The sequence below is a fragment of the Streptomyces sp. NPDC058279 genome (genome assembly GCF_042881255.1).
Classification (GTDB): Bacteria; Actinomycetota; Actinomycetes; order Streptomycetales; family Streptomycetaceae; genus Streptomyces.
This window is the reverse complement of sequence record NZ_JBHVYA010000028.1, coordinates 17546-35793: the sequence shown is the minus strand read 5'-3', so window position 1 is coordinate 35793 and position 18248 is coordinate 17546. Positions and strand designations below refer to the sequence as shown.

Below are 18248 nucleotides of genomic sequence, written 5' to 3'. Positions count from 1 at the left end.
TCGCTCGGCGAGGCGTATGTGCGGGGTGTGTCGGTGGATTGGGAGGCGGTGTTCGCGGGGAGCGGCGCCCGCCGGGTCGACCTGCCCACCTACGCGTTCCAGTCGCAGCGGTTCTGGCCGGAGGCGGCGCCTGTGGAGGCGCCGGTGGTGTCGGGGCAGAGCGCGGTCGACGCCAGGTTCTGGGAGGCGGTCGAGCGTGAGGACTTGGCCGCGTTGACCTCGGAGTTGGCTGTCGAGGAGGACGAGGCGCTGACGGCGTTGTTGCCGGCCCTGTCGTCGTGGCGTCGTCGCAGTCGTGAGCAGTCGACGGTGGAGGGTTGGCGCTATCGGGTGACGTGGAAGTCGCTGGGCGAGCCGGCGGCGTCCCGGCTCTCGGGCATCTGGCTGGTGGTGGTTCCCGAGGCGCCCACCGGGCACGGCGACGCCGTGCTGCGGGTGCTGGGCGAACACGGCGCCGAGGTGCGTGCCGTCACCGTCCCGGCCGGCGCGGACCGCGTATGGCTGACCGACACGCTGCGCACGGTGGCGGGTGACGCCACGCCCACCGGGGTGGTGTCCCTCCTCGCCCCCGCCGGCGACGGCGCCTTCCCCGCCGAGCTGGCACTGTCCCAAGCCCTCGGTGATGCCGAGGTGGACGCCCCGCTGTGGTGCCTCACGAGCGGCGCCGTTGCCACCGGTCGTTCCGAGCAGGTCGCCGATCCGGCCCAGGCGCTCGTCTGGGGGCTCGGGCGGGTGGCGTCCATGGAGCAGGGCGGACGCTGGGGCGGTCTGGTCGACCTCCCCGCCGACCCGGCCGCCCTCGATGCCCGTACGCTCGCCCGGCTCGTCGGCGTCCTCGCGGGTGACGGCGCCGAGGACCAGGTGGCGCTCCGCGCCTCGGGGGCCTTCGGCCGGCGCCTGGTCCGCGCCCCGCTGGCCGACGTGCCCGCGGTGCGGGCCTGGAAGCCGCAGGGCACGACGCTGGTCACCGGCGGTACGGGCGCGCTCGGCGCGCACGTCGCCCGCTGGCTGGCCGCCAACGGCGCCCAGCACCTGCTGCTCACCAGCCGCCGCGGCATCGACGCCCCCGGCGCCACCGAACTCCGCGACGAACTCACCGCCCTGGGCGCCGAGGTCACCGTCACCGCCTGCGACATGGCCGACCGCGACGCCGTCACCGCCCTCCTCGCGACCGTCCCGGACCACCGGCCGCTGACGGCGGTGTTCCACGCGGCGGCGGTCGTGGACGACGGCGTCATCGAGACGCTCACGCCCGAGCAGGTGGAGGCCGTGCTGCGCCTCAAGGTCGACGCGACGCTCCACCTGGACGAGCTGACCCGCGGGCTCGACCTGTCGGCGTTCGTGCTGTTCTCGTCCTTCGCCGCCACCTTCGGCGCCCCCGGACAGGGCAACCAGGCACCCGGCAACGCCTTCCTGGACGCCTTCGCCGAGCACCGCCGCGCGGCCGGACTGCCCGCCACCTCCATCGCCTGGGGCCCGTGGGGCGCCCCGCAGGGCGACGGCAGCGCCGCGGGTGACCGCATGCGCCGCCACGGCATCCTCGCGATGTCGCCCGAGCGGACCCTGGTCTCGCTGCAACACGCCCTGGACCGCGACGAGACGACCCTGACCGTCGCCGACATGGATTGGAAGCGGTTCACCCTCGCCTTCACCGCCGACCGGGACCGGCCGCTGCTGCTGGAGCTGCCGGAGGCCAGGCGGATCATCGAGACCACGCGGCGCGAGTCGGCCGACGACCAGGCCGGGGGAGTGGCGCTCGGCCGGCAGCTCGCCGGACTTCCCGAGGTCGAGCAGGAGCGGCTGCTCCTCGAACTGGTCCGTACCGCCGTGGCCGCCACCCTGGGCCACCCGGACCTGTCGGCGGTCGAGGCCGGCCGGGCGTTCAAGGAGCTGGGCTTCGACTCGCTCACCTCGGTCGAGCTGCGCAACCGGCTCGGCGCGGCGAGCGGCCTGAAGCTGCCCGCCAGCCTGGTCTTCGACCACCCGACGCCCGCCGCGGTCGCCGCCTACCTCCGTGCCGGGATCGTCCCGGACGCGGCGGCCGGCGGGGCGCCGCTGCTGGAGGAACTGGACAAACTGGAGACCGTACTGGAGCGGGGCACGGCCGACAACGTCGTACGGGCCCGGGTGACCATGCGGCTCCAGTCGCTGCTCGCCAAGTGGAACGAGAGCGAGGACCCGGCGGGCGCGGCGGCAGCGGCGGCCGACGGGACCGCGGCGGCACCGGCCGGCGCGGCGGACGGCCTCCTCGACGAGGTCGAACACCTCCAGGACGCGAGCGACGAGGAACTGTTCGCCTTCATCAACAAGGGGCTCGGCCGCGCCTGACCCGAGGCCCCGACCCAGGGGGCGACCGACCGGATATCCAATGGACACGGTTATTGACGGAACTCCTGTTATTGGTCAGGATGGTCAGCCCCCTGGACGAATTCCCGTAGGGCACCACTGCCCCCTACCACCCTCCCACCCAGGGGTGCGTAGGGGGCAGTTAGGGGTTGTCGGGAGGATTAGGCGGCGAATAGCCTGCCCCTGATCAGTCGATTCGGTCATGGCTGGGCCGACTGAATACCCGATGTAATTCTCGGCCTTTTTCAAAAAGATTCCTATGCCGTCTGCTGCAAATGGGTGGTTGCGTTAAATGGCGAATGAAGAGACGCTGCGGGACTACCTGAAGCTGGTGACGGCGGATCTGCACCAGACGCGTCAGCGGCTGCGCGACGTCGAGGCGAAGAACCAGGACCCCATCGCCATCGTCGGCATGGGCTGCCGCTACCCCGGTGGGATCAGCTCGCCCGAGGAGCTGTGGCAGCTCGTCGTCGACGGCGGTGACGCGATCAGCGGCTTCCCCGCCGACCGCGGCTGGGACATGGACACCGTCTACCACCCGGACCCCGAGCACCCGGGCACCAGCTACGCCAACCAGGGCGGCTTCGTCCAGGACTTCGCACGCTTCGACCCGTCGCTGTTCGGGATCTCGCCGCGTGAGGCGCTGGCGATGGACCCGCAGCAGCGGCTCCTGCTGGAGACCTCGTGGGAGGCGTTCGAGCGGGCCGGGATCGACCCGACGTCCATGCGTGGCAAGCAGGTCGGTGTCTTCGTCGGCACCAGCAACCACGACTACCTGACGGCGCTGCTGAGTTCGTCCGAGAACGTGGAGGGCTACCTCGGCACCGGCAACGCGGCGAGCGTCGCCTCCGGCCGGCTCTCGTACACCTTCGGGCTCGAAGGCCCCGCCGTCACCGTCGACACCGCCTGCTCGTCCTCCTCGGTGGCCCTGCACCTGGCCGTGCAGGCGCTGCGCAACGGCGAGTGCTCGCTCGCACTCGCGGGCGGCGCCACCCTGATGTCGGCGCCCGGCACCTTCATCGACTACAGCAAGCAGCGCGGGCTCGCCACCGACGGCCGGTGCAAGGCGTTCTCACCCGACGCCGACGGGTTCAGCCTCGCCGAGGGCGTCGGCATCCTGCTCGTCGAGCGGCTGTCGGACGCCCGGCGCAAGGGCCACCCCGTCCTGGCCGTGATCCGCGGCACCGCCGTCAACCAGGACGGCGCCAGCAACGGCCTGACCGCCCCCAACGGTCCCTCGCAGCAGCGCGTCATCCTCCAGGCCCTCTCCAACGCCCGGCTCACCCCCGACCAGGTCGACGCCGTCGAGGCCCACGGCACCGGTACCGGGCTGGGCGACCCCATCGAGGCGCAGGCGCTCATCGCCACCTACGGGCAGGACCGCCCCGACGGCCGGCCGCTGTGGCTGGGCTCCCTCAAGACGAACATCGGCCACGCCCAGGCCGCCGCCGGTGTCGCGGGCGTCATCAAGAGCGTCATGGCGATGCGGCACGGGCTGCTGCCGCGCACCCTGCACGTGGACGAGCCGACGCCGCACGTCGACTGGTCGGCGGGGGACGTGTCCCTGCTCACCGAGGCGCGGCCGTGGCCGCGGACCGACCAGCCGCGCAGGATCGGCGTCTCGTCGTTCGGTATGAGCGGCACCAACGCCCACATCATCCTGGAGAGCGCTCCCGAGACCGCCCCGGGAGCCGACGCGGACCGGCCGGCCACCTCCGACGCGCCGGCCACCTCCGACGCGCCGGGGACCGGAGCGGCGGTCCTGCCCGTCGTCCTGTCCGGCAGGACCGAGGCCGCCCTTCGTTCCCAGGCCGCCGCCCTGCACACCCACCTGACCGCCCACCCGGGCGCCGGCCTCGCCGACATCGCCTTCTCGCAGGCCCTCACCCGGGCCGCCCTCGACCGCCGGGCCGCCGTCGTCGCCCACGACCGGGACACCCTGATGACCGGGCTCGCGGCACTCGCCGAAGGCCGCCCCTGCGCCGATGTCCTCGAAGGAAGCGCCACGGAGGGCAAACTGGCGTTCCTGTTCACGGGGCAGGGAAGCCAGCGGCCGGGCATGGGCCGCGAGCTGTACGACACCCACCCGGTGTTCGCACAGGCGCTGGACGCGGTCTGCGCCCACCTGGACCCGCGTCTCGAACGGCCGCTGAAGGACGTGCTGTTCGGCGACGACGCGAGCGCCCTGGACCGTACGGAGTACACCCAGCCGGCGCTGTTCGCCCTCGAAGTGGCGCTGTTCAGGCTGGTGGAGAGCTGGGGTCTGAAGCCCGACTTCCTGGCCGGTCACTCGATCGGTGAGATCGCCGCCGCGCACGTGGCGGGGGTGTTCTCGTTGGAGGACGCCTGCACGCTGGTCGCGGCACGCGGCCGGTTGATGCAGGCGCTGCCTGCCGGCGGCGTGATGATCGCGGTGCAGGCGTCGGAGGACGAGGTCCTGCCGCTGCTGACGGACCGGGTCAGCATTGCCGCGATCAACGGGCCGCAGTCGGTCGTGATCGCGGGTGATGAGGACGCGGCGGTGGCGATTGCCGGGTCGTTCGAGGCGCAGGGTCGTAAGACCAAGCGCCTGACCGTCAGTCACGCGTTCCACTCGCCGCACATGGACGGCATGCTCGACGCGTTCCGCCAGGTCGCCGAGGGCATCACGTACGAGTCCCCGCGCATCCCCCTCGTCTCGAACCTGACCGGCACCCTCGTCACCGACGAGATGGGTTCGGCCGACTACTGGGTACGCCACGTCCGCGACGCCGTCCGCTTCCTCGACGGCATCCGTTGGCTGGAGAGCCGCGGCGTCACCACATACGTCGAACTCGGCCCCGACGGCATTCTGTCCGCCCTCGGCCAGGACTGCCTGTCCGCCACCGGCCCCCGCGCCGCGGCCTTCCTGCCCGCGCTGCGCACCGGCCGGAGCGAAGCCCGGGCGGTGACCGCCGCCGTCGCCGGCGCCCACGTGCGCGGCCTCTCCCCGGACTGGGCCGCCCGGTTCGCCGGCACCGGCGCCCGGCGCGTCGACCTGCCCACCTACGCCTTCCAGCGCGAGCTGTACTGGCCCCGCGACCCGTTCACCGATCTGACGGAATCCGCCGACGGCCGCGAACTCGGCACCGGTGACGCGAAGTTCTGGGAAGTCGTCGACAGCGAGGACCTCGCCGCACTCGCCGACACCCTCGGGGTCGACGGGGACGAGCCGCTCAGCAGCGTGCTGCCCGCCCTCTCCGCCTGGCACCGCCGCCACCGCGACCGCGACATCGTGGACGGCTGGCGCTACCGGGTCACCTGGAAGCCGCTCACGGACACCGCGCCGGCCGCCCTCACCGGGCACTGGCTGCTCGCCGTACCCGCCGGACACGCCGACGACCCGTGGGTCACGGCCGCCGCGGCCGCGCTGACCACCCGGGGCGTCACCGTCAGCACCCTGGTACTCGACGCGACCCTCGACGACCGCGCCGCCATGGCCGAGCGCCTCGGCGCGACCCTCGCGGACGCCGAAGCGCCCGCCGGAGTGCTGTCCCTGCTGGCGCTGGACGAGCAGCCCCACCCCGAGGCCCCGGCGCTGTCCGCCGGCCTCGCCGCCACCACCGCCCTCGTCCAGGCCCTCGGCGACGCCGGTGTCGAGGCCCCGCTGTGGGCCGCCACCCGCGGCGCGGTCTCCACCGGCCGCTCCGACCGGCTCACCAGCGTCACCCAGGCCCAGGTCTGGGGCCTCGGCCGCACCGCCGCCCTCGAACTGCCCGACCGGTGGGGCGGCCTCGTCGACCTGCCCCCGGTCCCCGACGAGCGCACCACCGGCCGTCTCGCCGACGTCCTGGGCGGTCTCGGCACCGAGGACCACCTCGCCGTACGCTCCACCGGTGTCTTCGTCCGCCGGCTGGCCCGCGCCCCCCGCGAGGAGCGCCCCGCCACCGAGTGGACCACCACCGGCACCGCCTTGGTCACCGGCGGCACGGGCGCACTCGGCCGGCACGTCGCCCGGCTCCTCGCCCGCGCCGGAGCCGATCACCTGCTGCTGGTCAGCCGGCGCGGCCCGGACGCCGAGGGCACCGCCGAACTCGCCGCCGAACTGCGCGGACTGGGCGCCGAGGTCACCTTCGCCGCCTGTGACGTCGCCGACGGCGACGCCGTCGCGGCGCTCCTCGCGGCCGTCCCGGCCGAACACCCCCTCACCACGGTCGTCCACGCCGCCGGCGTACTCGACGACGGCGTCCTGGACGCCCAGACACCGCGGCGCCTCGCCGGCGTACTGCGCCCCAAGGCGCACGCGGCCCACGTCCTGCACGAGCTGACCCGCGACCTGGACCTCTCCGCCTTCGTCCTCTTCTCGTCCGTCGCCGCCGTCTTCGGCGCCGCCGGCCAGGGCAACTACGCCGCCGCCAACGCCCACCTCGACGCCCTCGCCGAGCAACGCCGCGCCGACGGGCTGCCCGCCACCGTGCTCGCCTGGGGAGCCTGGGCCGAAGGCGGCATGGCGACCGACGACCTCGTCGCCGAACGCCTGCGGCTGTCCGGCCTGCCCGCCCTCGCCCCCGAGACGGCCCTGTCCGCACTGCGCACGGCACTCACCCTCGACGAGACCTCCTCCGTCGTCGCCGACATCGACTGGCGGCGGCTGGCCCCCGGCCTCACCGCCGTGCGCCCCTGCCCGCTGATCTCAGACCTCCCCGAGGTCGCGCAGGCGCTCACCTCCGCCCCGGGATCCGCCGCGGCCGGTGACAACGGCGGCCCCGCCGACACCCTCGCCGCGCGTCTCGCCGACGCCGCCACCGCCGACGAACGCGACCGGCTGGCCCTGGACTTCGTCCGCACCCAGGTGGCCGCCGTACTCGGGCATGCCGGACCGGAATCCGTCGACCCGGTCAGCGCCTTCCGCGACCTCGGCTTCGACTCCCTCACCGCGGTGGAGATCCGCAACCTCCTTTCCGCCCGCACCGGCCTGCGGCTGCCCGCGACGCTGATCTTCGACTACCCCAACTCCCTGACCCTGGCGTCCTTCCTCCAGGACGAGCTGCTCGGCTCGCAGACGCCCGGCGCGACCCACCGCGCCCCCACGGCCACCGCGCCGGCCACCGACGACGACCCCATCGCCATCGTCGCGATGAGCTGCCGCTTCCCCGGCGGAGTGCGCAGCCCCGAGGACCTCTGGGAGCTCCTCGTCACCGGACGCGACGCCATCTCCGGCTTCCCGGCCGATCGCGGCTGGGACCTCGACGGGCTGTACGATCCCGAGTCCGCCGCCGAGAACACCAGTTACGTCCGCGAGGGCGGCTTCCTCGCCGACGCCACCGACTTCGACCCGGCGTTCTTCGGGATCTCCCCACGCGAGGCCCTCGCCATGGACCCGCAGCAGCGGCTGCTGCTGGAAACCTCGTGGGAGGCGTTCGAGCGGGCCGGCATCGACCCGGCCGGCGTGCGCGGCGAGCAGATCGGCGTCTTCACCGGTACCAACGGCCAGGACTACCTCAACCTCATCCTGGCCGCCCCCGACGGCGTCGAGGGCTTCCTCGGCACCGGCAACGCCGCGAGCGTCGTCTCCGGCCGCGTCAGCTACGTCCTGGGCCTGGAGGGCCCGGCGGTCACCGTCGACACCGCCTGCTCGTCGTCGCTGGTCGCCCTGCACTGGGCGATGCAGGCGCTGCGGCAGGGCGAGTGCACCATGGCGCTGGCCGGTGGTGTGACGGTGATGTCCACGCCCGCCTCCTTCATCGACTTCAGTCGTCAGCGAGGTCTTGCCGAGGACGGCCGGATCAAGGCGTTCGCGGCGGCGGCCGACGGTACGGGCTGGGGCGAGGGCGTCGGCATGCTGCTCGTGGAGCGGCTGTCGGACGCGCGGGCCAAGGGTCACCCGGTCCTGGCGGTGGTGCGGGGCTCGGCGATCAACCAGGACGGTGCCAGCAACGGCCTGACCGCCCCCAACGGCCCCTCCCAGCAGCGCGTCGTACGTGCCGCCTTGGCGAGCGGGGGGCTGTCCGCCGCCGAGGTCGACGCCGTCGAGGCGCACGGTACGGGCACGCGGCTCGGCGACCCGATAGAGGCGCAGGCACTGCTCGCCACGTACGGGCAGGACCGGCCCGAGGGGCAGCCGCTGCTGCTCGGTTCCATCAAGTCGAACCTGGGCCACACGCAGGCCGCCGCCGGTGTCGCCGGGGTCATGAAGATGGTCCTCGCGATGCGGCACGGGGTGCTCCCGCAGACCCTGCACGTCGACGAGCCCACCCCGCACGTCGACTGGACGGCCGGTGACATCGCCCTGCTGACGGAGCCGACCGCGTGGCCCGAGACCGGCCGCCCGCGCCGGGCCGGCGTCTCGTCGTTCGGCATCAGCGGCACCAACGCCCACACCATCATCGAACAGGCCCCGGAGGACCTTCCGGAAGCCTCGCCCACGACCACCACGGCCCCGTCCGCCGTCGGGCGCACCGACGGCCCGCTGCCGTGGCTCGTCTCGGCGAGGAGCCAGGACGCCCTGCGCGACCAGGCCCGCCGACTGCACGACCACGCCGCACGGCACCCCGAACTGCGCGCCGTGGACCTGGGACTGTCCCTGGCGGTCGGCCGCTCGGCGTTCGAACAGCGCGCGGCCGTGGTCGCCGCGGACCGTGACGCTCTCCTGGCGGGCCTGGCCGCGCTCGCGGACGGCGGCACGGCGGCGGGCGTCGTCGCCGGCTCGCCGACCCCTGGGAAGTCGGCTTTCCTGTTCACGGGGCAGGGTAGCCAGCGGCTGGGCATGGGGCGTGAGTTGTACGACACCCATCCGGTGTTCGCGGACGCCATGGACGCGGTGTGCGCGCACCTGGACGCCCACCTCGACGTACCGCTCAAGGACATCCTGTTCGGCGACGACGCGAGCGCCCTGGACCGTACGGAGTACACCCAGCCGGCGCTGTTCGCGGTCGAGGTGGCGCTCTTCCGGCTGGTGGAGTCCTGGGGTGTGAAGCCCGACTTCCTGGCCGGTCACTCGATCGGTGAGATCGCCGCCGCGCATGTGGCGGGGGTGTTCTCGCTGGAGGACGCCTGCACGCTGGTCGCCGCTCGTGGGCGGTTGATGCAGGCGCTGCCTGGTGGTGGCGTGATGGTCGCGGTGCAGGCGTCGGAGGACGAGGTCCTGCCGCTGCTGACCGAGCGGGTGAGCATTGCCGCGATCAACGGACCGCAGTCGGTCGTGATCGCGGGCGACGAGACGGACGCGGTGGCCATCGCCGGGTCGTTCGAGGCGCAGGGTCGCAAGACCAAGCGTCTGACGGTCAGTCACGCGTTCCATTCGCCGCACATGGACGGCATGCTGGAGGCGTTCCGCCAGGTCGCCGAGGGCATCACGTACGAGTCCCCCCGTATCCCGATCGTCTCGAACCTGACCGGTGCGCTGGTCACGGAGGAAATGGGTTCGGCGGACTTCTGGGTGCGGCACGTCCGCGAGGCGGTCCGCTTCCTCGACGGCGTACGCGCCCTCGAAGCCGCCGGGGTCACCACGTACCTCGAACTCGGCCCCGACGGCATCCTGTCCGCACTGGCGCAGGACTGCCTCGTCGAGGAGGCAGCCGCGGTCTTCGTGCCCACCCTCCGCAAGGACCGCCCCGAGGCCGAGACCGTCACCACCTCCCTCGCCCAGGTCCACACCCACGGCACGCCCGTCGACTGGGGCGCCTACTTCGCCGGTACCGACGCCCGGCACGTCGACCTGCCCACGTACGCCTTCCAGCGGCAGCGCTACTGGCCGGCCGGCACCTCCCTCCACCTCGGCGACGTCGAGGCGATCGGCCTGGACGACACCGCGCACCCGCTGCTGAGCGCCGCTGTCGCCCTGCCCGAGTCCGACGGCATGGTCTTCGCCGGCCGCCTGGCGCTCTCCACGCACCCCTGGCTGGCCGACCACGCCATCCTCGGCAGTGTGCTGCTGCCCGGCACCGCCTTCGTGGAGCTGGCGATCCGCGCCGGTGACCAGCTCGGCTGCGACTACCTGGAGGAGCTGACACTGGAGGCTCCGCTGGTCCTGCCCGAACGGGGCGGCGTCCAGCTCCGCATGTGGGTGGGTGCCGCCGAGGAGGGCGGGCGCCGCCCGTTCGCCCTGCACTCGCGGGCCGAGGGCCTGGCGGCCGAGGAGCCGTGGACGCGGCACGCCGGCGGTGTGCTCGCCGCGGGCGGACGGCCCCCGGCCGCGTTCGACCTCGCGGCCTGGCCCCCGGCCGGCGCCACCGAGGTGGACCTGGACGGGCGGTACGACCAGCTCGCCGACATCGGGTTCGCCTACGGCCCCACCTTCCGGGGCCTGCGTACGGCATGGCAGCGGGACGGCGAGATCTACGCCGAGGTCAGGCTGCCCGAGGGCACCGAGGACCAGGCGGGCCGCTTCGGCCTGCACCCCGCGCTGCTCGACGCGGCCCTGCACGCCATCGGCCTGGGCGGCATCGGCGCCGACGACGGCCGGGGCAGGCTGCCGTTCGCCTGGACGGGCGTGTCGCTCCACGCCGGCGGAGCCGCCGCGCTGCGGGTCCGACTCGCCCCGGCCGGCGCCGAAGGGGTCAGGCTGGAGATCGCCGACGCCACGGGCGCCCCGGTCGCGGCCGTCGAGTCCCTCGGGCTGCGCCCGGTGACGGCCGACCAGCTCCGCGCGGCCCGCTCCGGCTACCACGAGTCCGTGTTCCGCCAGCAGTGGACCGAGCTGTCCGGCCTCGACGCGCACCCCGCCCCCGAGGTCCGTCACGCGATCGTCGCCGCCCCCGGCACGCCCGCCGCCGACCGCCACCCGGATCTGGACCGGTACCCCGACCTGGCCGCGCTGGCCGCCGCGGTCGACGCCGGAACGGCCGTACCGGACGAGGTCCTCGTCGAACCGGCGCCGTCGTCCGGCGCCCCCACCGCGACGGCCGTGCACACCGCCGCCCGTGCGGCGCTGGCGCTCGCCCGGATCTGGCTGGCCGACGAGCGGTTCGCCGCCTCCCGCCTGGTGTTCGTCACCCGGGGCGCGGTCGCCACCGACCCGGCCGACGACGTGACCGACCTCGGCGCCGCCACGGCGTGGGGCCTGCTGCGGTCCGCGCAGACCGAGAACCCCGGCAGGATCGCCCTCGTCGACACCGACGGACACGACCTGTCCGACCGGGCGCTGCGCGCGGCCCTGACCACCGACGAGGAACGGTTCGCGCTGCGCGCGGGCTCCGTACTCGTCCCCCGCCTCGCCCGCGTCGAGACCCGCCCGGACGAGCCCGACCGCACACCCGCGTTCGGCCCCGGCGGAACGGTCCTGATCACCGGGGCCACCGGTGCCCTGGGCCGGCTCACCGCCCGGCACCTCGTCACCGATCACGGGGTGGACCGGCTGCTCCTCGTCGGCCGACGCGGAGCGGACGCCCCGGGCGCCACCGAACTCGTCGCCGAACTCGCCCGGTCGGGCGCCCACGCCACCTGGGCCGCGTGCGACGTGGCCGACCGGGAGGCGCTGGCCGCACTGCTCGCGGACATACCCGCCGAGCACCCGCTGAGCGCCGTCGTGCACACCGCCGGCGTCCTCGACGACGGGACCATCCCCTCACTGACGCCCGAGCGGCTGTCCACGGTCCTGCGCCCGAAGGTGGACGCGGCCTGGCACCTGCACGAGCTGACCCGCGACCTCGACCTGTCCGCGTTCGTGGTCTTCTCCTCCACCTCCGGCCTCTTCGGCGGCCCCGGCCAGGGCAACTACGCCGCCGCCAACTCCTTCCTGGACGCCCTCGCCCAGCACCGCCGCGCCCACGGGCTCCGGGCGACCGCCATGGCCTGGGGCCTGTGGTCCGTCGCCGACGGCATGGCGGGCGCGCTCGACGCGGCCGACGTCAACCGGATGCGCCGGTCCGGACTGCCACCGCTGCCGGCCGCCGACGGCCTGGACCTGTTCGACACCGCCGTCTCCCTCGACGACGCGACCGTGGCCCTCATGCGGGTCGACACGGAGGCCCTGCGCGCCCAGGCCGCGGCCGGCACCATCGCCCCGCTGCTGCGCGGGCTCGTACGCGCAGTGGCACGGCGGTCCGTCGACGCGTCCGCCGGGGCCGGCTCCGCCGAGTCGGAGCTGCGCCGCCGGCTGGCGGGGCTGACCGCCGCCGAACAGGAACGTGCCCTGCTGGACGTGGTGCGCACCCAGGTCGCGGCGGTGCTCGGGCACGCGGGCCCCGCCTCCGTCGAGTCGGGCCGCGCCTTCAAGGAACTGGGCTTCGACTCGCTCACCGCGGTCGAGCTCCGCAACCGCCTGAACGCGGCGACCGCGCTGCGCCTGCCCGCGACGCTGATCTTCGACTACCCGGACCCGGTCGTCCTCGCCCGCCACCTGCGTGGCGAACTGCTCGGCGACGACACCGCGGCAGCGACGGGCGACCCCGCCGGCACCACCGTCGCGGCCGCCGACGAGCCCATCGCGATCGTCGCCATGAGCTGCCGCTACCCCGGTGACGTACGCAGCCCCGAGGACCTGTGGCAGATGCTGACCGCCGGCGCGGACGGCATCACCCGGCTCCCCGAGAACCGGGGCTGGGACACCGAGGGCCTGTACGACCCCGACCCGGAGAGCCAGGGCACGTCCTACGCACGGGACGGCGGGTTCCTGCACGACGCCGCCGAGTTCGACGCCTCCTTTTTCGGGATCTCGCCGCGCGAGGCGCTGGCGATGGACCCGCAGCAGCGGCTGCTGCTGGAGACGACCTGGGAGGCCTTCGAGCGGGCCGGGATCGACCCGGCGACCGTGCGCGGCAGCCGGACCGGCGTCTTCGCGGGCGTCATGTACCACGACTACGGTGCGCGGCTGCACGCCGTACCGGACGGTGTGGAGGGCTACCTCGGCACCGGCAGCTCCAGCAGCATCGTCTCGGGCCGCGTCGCCTACACCTTCGGCTTGGAGGGCCCCGCGGTCACCGTCGACACGGCCTGTTCCTCGTCGCTGGTCGCCCTGCACCTCGCCGCGCAGGCACTGCGCAACGGCGAGTGCTCGCTGGCCCTCGCCGGCGGTGTCACCGTGATGTTCACGCCCGGCACGTTCATCGAGTTCAGCCGCCAGCGCGGGCTGGCCGCCGACGGCCGGTGCAAGTCCTTCGCCGCCGCCGCGGACGGCACCGGCTGGGGCGAGGGTGCCGGCATGCTCCTGCTGGAGCGGCTGTCCGACGCCCGCCGCAACGGCCACCGGGTCCTGGCCGTCCTCCGGGGCTCGGCGGTCAACCAGGACGGCGCCAGCAACGGCCTCACCGCCCCCAACGGCCCCTCCCAGCAGCGCGTCATCCGTGCCGCGCTCGCCAACGCCGGTGTCACCGCAGGACAGGTCGACGCGGTCGAGGCGCACGGCACCGGCACCACCCTCGGCGACCCCATCGAGGCGCAGGCGCTGCTCGCCACCTACGGCCAGGAGCGCAGCGGCGACCAGCCGCTGCTGCTCGGCTCGGTCAAGTCCAACCTCGGCCACACCCAGGCCGCTTCGGGCGTCGCCGGCGTCATCAAGATGGTCATGGCGATGCGCCACGGCGTGCTGCCCAGGACCCTGCACGTGGACGAGCCGACACCGCACGTCGACTGGTCGGCGGGGGCGGTGTCCCTCCTCACCGAGGAGGTGCCGTGGCCCCGGACCGGCCGGCCGCGCCGCGCGGGCGTCTCGTCGTTCGGCATCAGCGGCACCAACGCGCACGCCATCATCGAACAGGCCCCCGAGCCGGACGCCGCGCCGGCCGGGCCCCCGGCCGGCGCCACCACCGGGCCGGTGCCCGTGCCGCTGCTGGTGTCCGCGCGCGGCGAGGACGCGCTGCGCGCCCAGGCCCGCCGGCTCCACGCCCACGTCCACGCCGACCCCGCGCTGCGCAGCCTCGACCTCGGCCTCTCCCTGGCGACGACCCGCTCGGCGCTGGAACAGCGCGCCGCGCTGCTCGCCGGGGACCGCGCGGAACTGCTGCGCGGCCTCGACGCCCTGGCCCGCGGCGAGGACACGGCGGGACTCCTGCGCGGCACCGCCCGCGAGGGCCGCACGGCCTTCCTCTTCACCGGGCAGGGCAGCCAGCGGCCGGGGATGGGGCGCGAGCTGTACGAGACGTACCCCGCCTTCGCGCAGGCGCTGGACGAGGTCTGCGCCGAATTGGACCGGCACCTCGACACACCGCTGAAGGACGTGCTGTTCGGTGCCGATGCCGAGGCGCTGGACCGGACGGAACACACCCAGCCGGCGCTGTTCGCGATCGAGGTGGCGCTGTTCCGGCTGGTCGAGAGCTGGGGTCTGACACCGGACTTCCTGGCCGGCCACTCGATCGGTGAGATCGTCGCGGCGCACGTCGCCGGGGTCCTCTCGCTCCAGGACGCCGGTGAACTGGTCACCGCACGCGGCCGGCTGATGCAGGCACTGCCCGGCGGTGGCGTGATGATCGCCGTACAGGCCGCGGAGGACGAGGTCCTGCCGCTGCTCACCGAGCGGGTGAGCGTCGCCGCCGTCAACGGGCCGCAGTCGGTCGTGATCGCCGGTGACGAGGACGCGGCGGTCGCCATCGCCCAGGTCTTCGACGCCCGGGGTCGTAAGACCAAGCGCCTGACGGTCAGTCACGCGTTCCACTCGCCCCACATGGACGGCATGCTCGCCGACTTCCGCAAGGTCGCCGAGGGGCTCGTCTACGGGACACCGCGCATCCCCGTCGTCTCGAACCTGACCGGCGCGCCGGTCACCGACGAGATGGCGTCCGCCGACTTCTGGGTACGGCACGTCCGCGAGGCCGTCCGCTTCCTGGACGGCGTACGCGCCCTGGAGGCCGAGGGCGTCACCACGTACCTCGAACTCGGGCCCGACGGCATCCTGTCCGCCCTCGCCCAGGAGTGCGTCACCGGCGACACGGACGCGGTCTTCGTGCCCGTCCAGCGCACCGGCCGCCCCGAGGCCGAGACGCTGGCCACCGCCCTCGCCCGGGCCCACGTCCAGGGTGTGCCCGTCGACTGGGACGCCTACTACTCCGGGACCGGCGCACAGCGGGTGGATCTGCCCACCTACGCCTTCCGGCGCAAGCGCTACTGGCTCGACGTCGGCGTCTCCGCCGAGGACGTGATGGCGGCCGGTCTCCAGACGGCGGACCACCCGCTGCTGGGCGCCACCGTGGAACTGCCCGCCTCCGGCGGGCTGGTCCTCACCGGACGCCTCGCCCTCTCCACCCACCCGTGGCTGTCGGACCACACGGTCATGGACACCGTCCTGCTGCCCGGCACGGCCTTCGTCGAACTCGCCCTCCGAGCCGGTGAACAGGCCGGTTGCGACACCCTCGACGAGCTGGCCATCGAAGCGCCGCTCACCCTCCCCGACCAGGGGGCCGTACAGCTCCAGGTGGCCGTCGACGCACCGGACGACACCGGCCGGCGGACCCTGGCCCTCCACTCCCGCCCCGCCGACGCCCCGGCCGACGAGCCGTGGACCCGGCACGCCACCGGCGTCCTCGCGCCGACAGCGCCGACGCACGCCGTCGACCTGGCGCAGTGGCCGCCGGCCGGCGCGGAGCCCGTCCCCACCGACGGGTTCTACCCGGCCGCGGCGGCGGCAGGGCTCGGCTACGGGCCCGCCTTCCAGGGGCTGCGAGCCGTCTGGAGGCGCGGCGACGAACTGTTCGCCGATGTCGCGCTCGACGACGCCCACGAGGCCGACGCCGCCGGTTACGGCGTGCACCCGGCCCTCCTGGACGCCGCCCTGCACGCCCTCGGCCTCGGCACGCCCGGCGCGGCCACCGACGCCCCGACCGAGGGAGCCCGGCTCCCCTTCGCCTGGACCGGCGTACGGCTGCACGCGTCCGGAGCCGCCGGACTCCGCGTCCGCCTGACCGCCGCCCCCTCCGGCGGCGGCGTCACCCTGGACGTCGCCGACTCCACCGGCGCGCCGGTGGCGACCGTGGACTCCCTCGTCCTGCGGCCCGTCACGGCGGAGCAACTCGGCCGGGACCGGTCCGCGCACCACGAGTCGCTGTTCGGCGTCGAGTGGACCACGCTGTCCCTCCCCGCCGGGGTCATCCCCGCCGGGGAGCGCTGGGCCGTGCTGGGCGACGACGCACCGGACCTGCGGGTCGCCGGCGAACGCCTCGACGCGTACGCCGGGCTCGCCGAACTGCGCGCCGACCTCGCGTCGGGCACCCCGGCACCCGACGTCGTCGTCGTCCCCGTGGGGCCCGCCACCCCCGCCGGCGACCGGGCCGCGACCGCCAGAGCGGCCACCCACCGGGCGCTCGCCCTCGTGCAGGAATGGCTCGCCGAGGAACACCTCGACGGCTCCCGACTGGTGGTCCTGACCCGGGGCGCGGTCGCCGCCGCGCCCGGCGAGCAGGTGGCGGACCTGGCCCACGCCCCCGTGTGGGGCCTGGTGCGGTCCGCGCAGTCGGAGAACCCCGGCCGGTTCGTGCTCGCCGACACCGACGGCACCGAGACCTCCTTCGGGGCCCTGGCCGCAGCGCTGGCGACCGACGAACCGCAACTCGCGCTGCGTGCGGGCGAGGCACACGCCTTCCGGCTGCGCCGCACCGCCCGAGCCGCCGGGACGGCCCCGGTAGCGGTCCCGTCGTACGACGTGGAGGGTACGGTCCTGGTCACCGGCGCGACCGGTACGTTGGGCCGGCTGGTGGCTCGTCATCTGGTCGTCGAGCACGGCGTGCGGCGTCTGCTGTTGTTGAGCCGTCGGGGCGGGCTGGCGCCCGGTGCGGCCGAACTGGCCCGTGAGTTGGGCGCGTCGGGTGCGGAGGTGACGTGGGCGGCGTGTGACGCGGCGGACCGCGACGCGTTGGCGGCGGTGCTCGCCGCCGTGCCGTCGGAGCGTCCGCTGACGGCCGTCGTGCACACCGCCGGTGTCCTCGACGACGGCATCATCGACTCGCTCACCCCCGAACGCCTGGACACCGTCCTGCGTCCCAAGGTCGACGCGGCCTGGAACCTCCACGAGCTGACCGAGGGCCACCCCCTCTCCGCGTTCGTGCTCTTCTCCTCCGTCGCCGGCTGCTTCGGCGCCGCCGGTCAGGGCAACTACGCCGCCGCCAACTCCTTCCTCGACGCCCTCGCCCAGCACCGGCGCGCCCACGGGCTCGCCGGCCAGTCACTGGCCTGGGGCCTGTGGGCGGCCGAGGACGGCATGGCGGGCGCCCTGGACGACGCCGACCTGGCCCGGATGGCCCGCTCCGGGGTGACCGCGCTCGCCCCCCACGAGGGCCTCGCGCTGTTCGACACCTCCCGCACGCTGGACGACGCCGTCCTCGTGCCCATGCGGACCGAACCGGCGGCCCTGCGCGCCCAAGCCGCGGACGGCACCCTGCCGCCGCTGCTGCGGGGCCTGGTCCGTACGCCGGCGCGGCGCGCCGCCGACTCCGGGGCGCGCACCGCGGCCCGGCGGGGCACGGACCCCGCCGGCTCCCTGGACGAGCGTCTCGGGGGCCTGTCGGCCGCCGAACGGGACCAGGCGCTCATGGAGCTGGTCCGCACCCAGGTGGCCGCCGTCCTCGGCCACCGGGACGCGGACGACGTCGACGCCGGCCGGGGCTTCCTCGACCTGGGTTTCGACTCGCTGACGGCGGTCGACCTGCGCAACCGGCTCACGGCGGTCTGCGGACTCCGGCTGCCCGTCACGCTGATCTTCGACTACCCGTCCCCCGCCGCGCTCGCCGCGTACCTCGGCGAGCGGCTCGGCCGGGACGAGCCGTCCCGCCGGTCCGTCCACGCGGAACTCGACAAGCTCGAATCGATCCTCTCGACGGTCGCCCCCGACGACGTCGAACGCGCGGGCATCACCGCCCGGCTGCGAGACCTTCTGGCGAAGTGGAATGAAACGCACAGTGCACAGGACAGCGCCGCCGACGAGCGGGAAATCCAGTCCGCGACGGCCGACGAGATCTTCGATCTCCTCGACGACGAACTGGGGCTGTCCTGACCGGCTCCGGGACGCACCGCACCGCGGC

At 74.5% G+C, this 18248-nt stretch carries 2 protein-coding genes; both read left to right on the top strand.

Features of this window, described 5'->3' with window-relative positions; genetic code table 11:
* Window positions 1-2328: SDR family NAD(P)-dependent oxidoreductase (locus ACFVXJ_RS30225; protein WP_389666537.1), on the top strand; the 2328-nt coding region annotated here is incomplete at its 5' end.
* Window positions 2329-2638: 310 nt separating this feature from the next.
* Window positions 2639-18220: a type I polyketide synthase gene (locus ACFVXJ_RS30220; protein ID WP_389666535.1), complete on the top strand. Its 15582-nt coding sequence runs from the start codon at window positions 2639-2641 to the stop codon at window positions 18218-18220.
* Window positions 18221-18248 lie beyond the last annotated feature (28 nt).

Coding starts and splice junctions, on each gene's coding strand:
- ACFVXJ_RS30220 (WP_389666535.1), top strand. CDS start 2,639: ATGGCGAATGAAGAGACGCTGCGGGACTACCTGAAGCTGGTGACGGCG.